Origin of the sequence: Streptomyces anandii JCM 4720, from assembly GCF_014650655.1 — a bacterium.
GTDB lineage: Bacteria > Actinomycetota > Actinomycetes > Streptomycetales > Streptomycetaceae > Streptomyces > Streptomyces anandii.
In genome coordinates this window covers 64,890-72,093 of sequence record NZ_BMVJ01000007.1, presented here as the reverse complement: position 1 = coordinate 72,093, position 7,204 = coordinate 64,890, and the positions used below count along the sequence as shown (strand labels likewise).

Annotated in this window: 3 protein-coding genes and 1 pseudogene; 1 reads left to right on the top strand and 3 read right to left on the bottom strand. The window is 74.5% G+C overall.

The annotated features are described in order from the left end of the window. The 3 genes from IE249_RS37290 to IE249_RS14775 form a co-directional block, all read right to left on the bottom strand. The coding region (locus IE249_RS37290; protein ID WP_229858494.1) for an ATP-dependent helicase at positions 1-1,032 on the bottom strand (1,032 nt) is incomplete at its 3' end. A gap of 166 nt (positions 1,033-1,198) precedes the next feature. Then, complete coding sequence (locus IE249_RS14780) at positions 1,199-4,669, bottom strand: ATP-dependent helicase (RefSeq protein WP_189705281.1); 3,471 nt, start codon at positions 4,667-4,669, stop codon at positions 1,199-1,201. Positions 4,670-4,971: 302 nt separating this feature from the next. Next, a complete protein-coding gene (locus IE249_RS14775) occupies positions 4,972-5,358 on the bottom strand; it encodes an MGMT family protein (RefSeq protein WP_189705280.1) in 387 nt (128 codons plus the stop codon). A 185-nt stretch (positions 5,359-5,543) separates the two neighbouring features. Between IE249_RS14775 and IE249_RS37285 the strand changes: the two are divergent. Beyond that, positions 5,544-7,204, top strand: a pseudogene (locus tag IE249_RS37285) (TIGR00374 family protein); the annotation flags it as partial.

The window sequence follows — 7,204 nt, the reverse complement described above, 5'->3', positions numbered from 1 at the left end:
GCCGCCGCTGCGGCGGTTCTCGCTGAGCGCCTGGCGGGTCGCGGGGCGGCCGTCGGCCCGCGCGAAGTGCTCGGGGAAGTCGTCGAGGTTGGCCACGGACGCGCCTCGCCAGCCGTAGATCGCCTGGCAGGGGTCGCCCACGGCGGTCACCGGATGGCCCGTGCCCCCGCCGAACAGGCCGGAGAGCAGGACGCGCTGTGCGACCGAGGTGTCCTGGTACTCGTCGAGGAGGACCACCCGGAACTCCTCGCGCAGGATGCGGCCGGCCTCGGGGAGCTGGGCGAGCTGCGCGGCCAGGGCGATCTGGTCGCCGAAGTCGAGCAGGTCGCGCTCGCGCTTGGCGGCCCGGTAGCGCACCACCAGCTCGGCCAGTTCCCGGCGGGCGGCGGCGGTCTCGGGGACCCTGCGCAGGTCGGCGTTGGTGAGCTTGGCGCCCTGGAGCGTGAGCAGCAGCTCCGCGTCCCAGGCACGCAGCTTCTCGGGGCGCACCAGGTGCTCGGAGAGCTCGGCGTCCAGGGCGAGCAGGTCGCTCACCAGGTCGGGGAAGGAACGGGTCAGTGCCGGGTAGGGGCCGGGGGCCTCGCGCAGCACCCGCGCGGCGAGTTGGTAGCGGCCGGCGTCGGCGAGCAGTCGGGCGGTGGGCTCGAGTCCGATGCGCAGGCCGTGGTCGGTCAGCAGGCGGCCGGCGAAGGCGTGGTAGGTGGAGATGACGGGTTCGCCGGGAGGGTTGTCCGGGTCGATGACCTCGGGGTCGGTGATCCCGGCCCTGACCAGCGCCTTGCGGACGCGCTCGGCGAGCTCGCCGGCGGCCTTGTTGGTGAAGGTCAGCCCGAGTACCTGCTCGGGGGCGACCTGTCCGGTGCCGACCAGCCACACCACGCGGGCCGCCATCACGGTCGTCTTGCCGGACCCGGCGCCGGCCACGATCACCTGCGGGGCGGGCGGCGCGGTGATGCAGGCCGTCTGCTCGGGGGTGAAGGGGATCCCGAGGAGCTCCTTGAGCTGCTCGGGATCGGTGATACGGGCGGGCACGTCGAAGAGGCTAGCGGCGGGCACTGACAACCGGTGCCGCACGGCCCCATGGTGACGGCATCGACGCAGGTCGGCAGGGGTGGTGCGGTCGGTCACACAGGGCACGCGCCTCAGGGCGGGGCGCCCCCGTCCACGCCCTCACCCCCGCCCACGCTCACGTCTCCGCTCACTCGACCACGTGCCGCCCCTCCGGCCGCGCGCTGCACGAGGCCCGGAAGGAGCAGTGCGCGCAGTGCTGCCCGGCGGTCGGGGTGAACCGTTCGTCGAGGACCTTCCCGGCGGCGGTGGCCAGCAGCTCGCCGACCCACTCCCCCTCCAGCGGTTCCTGGGCCTGCACCTTGGGCAGGCTCTCGCCGCCGTCCCGCTTGGCCGCCCCCTGGCGCAGCTGGACGAGTTCCGCGCCGCCCGGCTCGGGGCGCCTCCCGTCGAAGACCTCGTCGACGGCGCCCTCACGGACGGCGAGCTGGTACACGGCGAGCTGGGGATGGCGGGCGACCTCCGCGCCGGTGGGCGCCTGCTTGCCGGTCTTGAAGTCGACGACGTAGGCGCGGCCCTCGCCGTCCGCCTCCACGCGGTCCATGGAGCCGCGGATGCGCACCTGGTAGTCCCCGGCCCCAAGGGTCACGTCGAAGTCGTGCTCACTGGCCACCGGCGTGCGCCCGGCGCGGTCCAGGACGTGCCACTCCAGGAAGCGTTCGAGCGCCACGCGCGCGTTCTCCTTCTCCTGGGCCGACTTCCAGGGCGCGTCGAAGGCGAGCGCGTTCCACACGGTCTCCAGGCGTTCCATGAGCACGTCGAGATCGGCGGGGGTACGTCCGGAAGCGACCTCGTCGGCCAGTACGTGCACGACGTTACCGAAGCCCTGGGCGGCGGTCGCGGGGGCGTCGGCCTTGACCTCGCGGCCGAGGAACCACTGCAGCGCGCAGGTGTTGGCGAGCTGGTCGAGGGCGCTGCCGGACAGCGCCACGGGCTGATCGCGGTCGCGCAGCGGCACCTTGCTCTCGGTCGGCTCGGCCATGCCCCACCAGCGGTAGGGGTGTGCGGAGGGCACCAGGGGGCGGCCCTCGTCGTCGGCGAGCGCCGCGAGCCGGGCCAGCCGGTGCGCGGCCGCCTGCCGGAGGGCGTCGGACACGCGCGGGTCCACCGTCGTGGCGCGCAGCTCGGCGACCAGCGCGGCCACGGACAGCGGGCGGCGGGGGCGGCCGGTGACGTCACGGGGCTGGACGCCGAGTTCGGTGAGGAAGCGTGAGGGCTGGTCGCCGTCGTCGGCGGGTGCCTTCACCGCGGTCACGACCAGGCGTTCACGCGCGCGCGTGGCGGCCACGTAGAACAGGCGGCGCTCCTCGGTCAGCAGCGCGCCGGGGGTCAGCGGCTCGGCGAGTCCGTCGCGGCCGATGCGGTCGGCCTCCAGCAGGGAGCCGCGACGGCGCAGGTCGGGCCAGAGACCCTCCTGGACGCCGGCGACGACCACCAGGCGCCACTGCAGGCCCTTGGAACGGTGCGCCGTCATCAGCCGTACGGCGTCGGGGCGTACGGCGCGCCGGGTCAGGGTGTCGGCGGCGATGTCCTCGGCCTCGAGCTGCTCCAGGAAGTTGAGGGCGCCCCGGCCCCCGGTGCGCTCCTCCGCGCGGGCGGCGGTCGCGAACAGCGCGCACACCGCGTCCAGGTCACGGTCGGCGTTGCGTCCGGCGGCGCCGCCACGCCGGGCCGCCCGCTCCAGGCGCGCGGGCCAGGGGGTGCCCTCCCACAGGTCCCACAGCGCCTCCTCGGCCGTGCCGCCGCCCGCGAGGCGCTCCCTGGCCTTCCTGAGGAGCGCGCCGAGACGCTGGGCGCCCCGCGCGTACGCGGGGTCGTGCACGGCCAGGCGCTCGGGCTCCGCGAGCGCCCGCGCGAGCAGCTCGTCCGAGGGGGCGGGCAGAAGGTTGCCCGCGACGCGTTCCTCCTCGCGCAGAGCTCGGCCCAGGCGGCGCAGGTCGGCGGCGTCCATGCCGGCCAGGGGGGACGCGAGGAGGGTGAGCGCCGTCCCTGTGTCGAGCCAGCAGGCCTCTTCCTCCGGCTCGTCCGAGGACGCCTCCAGGGACTCGTCCCGAGGTCCGTCACGGGGTTCGTCCGGCGGCTCCTGGCCCGGTTCCCCGCCGGCTTCCCTGCTTGGTTCCCCTCCGGCTTCCTCTTGCGGCGTCCCGTCGGCTTCGTCGCCCGGTTCCCCGCCGGCTTCCTCTCCCGGCTGCCCGCCCTGCCGGGCCGCCTCCGCCGTGGCCACCGCGCGCAGGGCCGTCAGCAGCGGCGCGACCGCCGGTTCGTGCCGCAGGGGCAGGTCGTCGCCGTCGACGTCCAGGGGCACGCCCGCGGCCGTCAGGGCGCGGCGCAGCGGCGGGATGGTGCGGGCGCCGGCGCGCACCAGCACCGCCATTTCGCTCCACGGGACGCCGTCCTCCAGGTGCGCGCGGCGCAGGATGTCGGCGATGTTGTCCACCTCGGTGCCCGGCGTCGGGTATGTGCAGACCTCGACGCGGCCACCCTCCCGCTGCGCGGTGAGCTCCCGGTGGGCGCGCACCTTGTCGGCGGGCAGGCGGGTGAGCGGCATGCGCCGGGCCAGCAGCCGGGTCGCGGCCAGCAGCCCGGCACCCGAGCGGCGGGAGGTGCGCAGCACCTCGACGGGCGCCGGCCGGCCGTCCGCGCGGGGGAACGTCTGCGGGAACCGCAGGATGCCGTTCACGTCGGCGCCCCGGAACGCGTAGATCGACTGGTCGGGGTCGCCGAAGGCGAGCAGTGTGCGTCCGTCCCCGGCGAGGGCGCGCAGCAGCCGGACCTGGGCCGGGTCGGTGTCCTGGTACTCGTCGACGTACACGGCGTCGTACTGGGTGGCGAGCCGTTCGGCGACCTCGGGGCGGCGGGCGAGGAGCACCGCGCGGTGGACGAGTTCGGCGTAGTCGAGGACGCCCTGCAGGTCGAGGACGTCGAGGTACTCGGCGAGGAAGGTGGCCGCCGCCTGCCAGTCGGGGCGGCCGATGCGCCGCGCGAAGGCCGCCAGGGACTCGGGGCCGAGGCCCAGCTCCCGGCTGCGGGCGAGGACCGCGCGGACCTCGTCGGCGAACCCGCGCGTGGTCAGGCAGGCGCGCAGCTCGTCCGGCCAGCGCACGTGCGCGAGGCCGAGCCGTTCGAGGTCGAGCTGGCCGGCGAGGAGTTCGCGCACGGTCACGTCCTGCTCGGGACCGGACAGCAGGCGCAGCGGCTCCACGAACAGCCCGCTGTCCTGGTGGGCGCGGACCAGGGCGTAGCAGAAGGAGTGGAAGGTGGTCGCGCGCGGGGCGCGGGCCGCGCCGGTGCGCAGCGCCATGCGGTCGCGCAGTTCGACGGCCGCCTTGCGGCTGAACGTCAGCACGAGAACGCGCTCGGGGTCCCCGCCGCGGGCGATACGCGCGGCCACGGACTCCACGAGCGTGGTGGTCTTGCCGGTGCCCGGACCTGCGAGAACGAGCAGCGGGCCGGAGTCGTGGTCAACCACGGAGCGCTGTACGGCGTCCAGACGAGGGGGATCCGGTCGGGACGGTGGGGTACGGACCAGCCGGTAAGCGCCACGGTCCCCCTGCCGCACCCGTGGGTGCGGCAGGTGCCTGGTGGAGGAAGAGGAGCTCACGTGGTTCGCCGGTCCTGGTGGGTGTGCTGGGGTCTGTCATGGCCGGCGCGACGCGCCGTGGTCGTGGGGACGGGCCGCCCGATGGTGATGACGGGGGCCGCGAGGTGAGGGGGACACGTGCAGCCGACGCTACGCCGACGCGGAGTGCGGGAGGGGGGCTTCTCCCGCTTTCCGCCGTGCTCCGTGGACGCGGGTGTCACCCCTGTCCCTCGACTCACGAAGATACGGCGTGCCACGGGGGTGCCCCGCTACCCCCGTACGCGCCACCGACTCCCCTCTGCCCCGCCGGATGGCGGAAGCTGTCAGGTGTGACCCTGCGCACGTTCGACGCCGTCCCATCGAGCGCGTCTCATGTCGAGGCGCGGCAGGTGGCCCTCGGCCGCTCTGCCGGCCTCCTTCAGGGGAGTGCCCTCGGTGCGGTAGTGGCTGAGCGCGCGCAGTTCGTGGCCCGGGAGCAGGACCCCGTCGGCGCGCACCACCCGCCACCAGGGGACGGCCCCGCCGTACAGGGACATCACCCGGCCGACCTGACGCGGGCCTGCCTCGGCGAGCCACTCGGCCACGTCGCCGTACGTCATGACGCGCCCCGGCGGGATCAGTTCGGCGACCTCGAGGACCCGCTCGGCGTACTCGGGCAGCGCGTCGGCGGGCTCCGCGCGGCCGTCGTCCGGAAGGCTCACTTCGCTCATCCGCCCCATCCTGCCCCACCCCACCGACAGTGCGACCCGCGCGTGACGGAGCGCGGTCTCGCCCCGGGGCGGCGCTTCGGGCAGACTGTGCGCCCCCGCATATGCACCCTGATGCCCCTGTGTGTCGGTGGGGCATGCCACCATCGTGCGGGCGGTGACCGGTGATTCGAGACCAAGAAGAGACCATGAGGCAGCAGGGAGTGCACCCCGACGGCGCGGAGGGCACCTCTGGGGTTTCTTCGCGCCCCGGCACCGGCGGCGCCGACAAGAAGGACGGCAAGGCCCCTGAGGCCGCCGGGGACCGTGAGACCCGTACCGATGAGGCGGCCGCGGCACCGGACGAGGCCGAGGGCAGGAAGGCCACAGCGGCGGAGGGGAAGCCGGGCGGGGGCTCCGACGTGACGCACATCGACGAGCTCGAGGGCGACGAACCGCTGCTCCCCGCGCGCGTGCACCGCCCCTCCGACCTGATGCGGCTGCTGGTGGGTGTGCTCGCGATCGGCGTGCTGCTGGCCATCGCCGCGTTCGCGCACGGCACCACCTCCGGCCTCGAACAGGACATCAACAAGGGCACCGGTCAGGCGCCCGACCTGCTCATCAAGATCGCCGGGCTGGCCTCCAGCATCGCGATCCTCCTGGTGCCGGTCGCCTTCGCGATCGAGCGGCTGATCAAGCGGGACGGGCTGCGGATCGCCGACGGCGTGCTCGCGGCGGTCCTCGCGCACGGCGTGACGCTCGCCACCGACCTGTGGGTCGCCAAGGGGGCCCCGCACTCCATCCAGGAGGCACTCACCCAGCCCTCGCCCGGCGACATCCACGCGCTGACCGACCCCGTGCACGGCTACCTCGCCCCGGTGATCGCGTACATGACGGCCGTCGGCATGTCCCGCCGACCGCGGTGGCGCGCGGTGCTGTGGATCGTGCTGACGCTCGACGCCTTCTCGATGCTGGTGACGGGCTACACGACGCCGTTCTCGATCATCCTTACGGTGCTGATCGGCTGGACCATCGCCTACGGCACCCTGTACGCGGTCGGCTCGCCGAACGTCCGTCCCACGGGACGGACGCTGATGGCAGGCCTTCGGACCGTCGGCTTCCGCCCCGTGAGCGCGGCCCGCGAGGAGGCGGCGGAGACCGCGGACACCGCCGACCGGGGCCGGCGCTACTTCGTGACCCTGGAGGACGGCCCGCCGCTGGACGTCACAGTGGTCGACCGCGAGCAGCAGGCGCAGGGCTTCTTCTACCGGGTGTGGCGCAACCTCACGCTGCGCGGCTTCGCCACCCGCAGCAGCCTCCAGTCGCTGCGCCAGGCCCTGGAGCAGGAGGCGCTGCTCGCCTACGCGGCCATCGCCGCCGGCGCCAACGCGCCCAAGCTGATCGCCACCTCCGAACTCGGCCCCGACGCCGTGATGCTCGTCTACGAGCACACCGGCGGGCGCACGCTCGACTCGCTGGCGGACGAGGAGATCACCGACGAGCTGCTGCGCCACACCTGGCACCAGGTGCGCGCGCTGCAGTCGCGGCGCATCGCGCACCGCAGGCTGGCGGGCGACGCGATTCTGGTGGATCGTTCCGGCAGGGTGATCCTGACCGATCTGCGCGGTGGCGAGATCGCCGCGGGCGATCTGCTGCTGCGCATGGACATCGCCCAACTGGTGACCACGCTCGGCCTCAGGGTGGGCGCCGAGCGCGCCGTGGAGTCCGCCCTGGAGGTCCTCGGGCCCGACGCGGTCGCCGACTGCCTGCCCATGCTCCAGCCCATCGCGCTGACACGGTCCACCCGCGCGACCCTGCGCCGGCTGGCCCGGGAGCGTGCCCAACGGGAGCGTGAGGCGGTCCTGGAGGC

Excerpts from the sequence above, each read along its gene's own strand:
- IE249_RS14775 (WP_189705280.1), bottom strand. The coding sequence starts at position 5,358 with ATGAGCGAAGTGAGCCTTCCGGACGACGGCCGCGCGGAGCCCGCCGAC.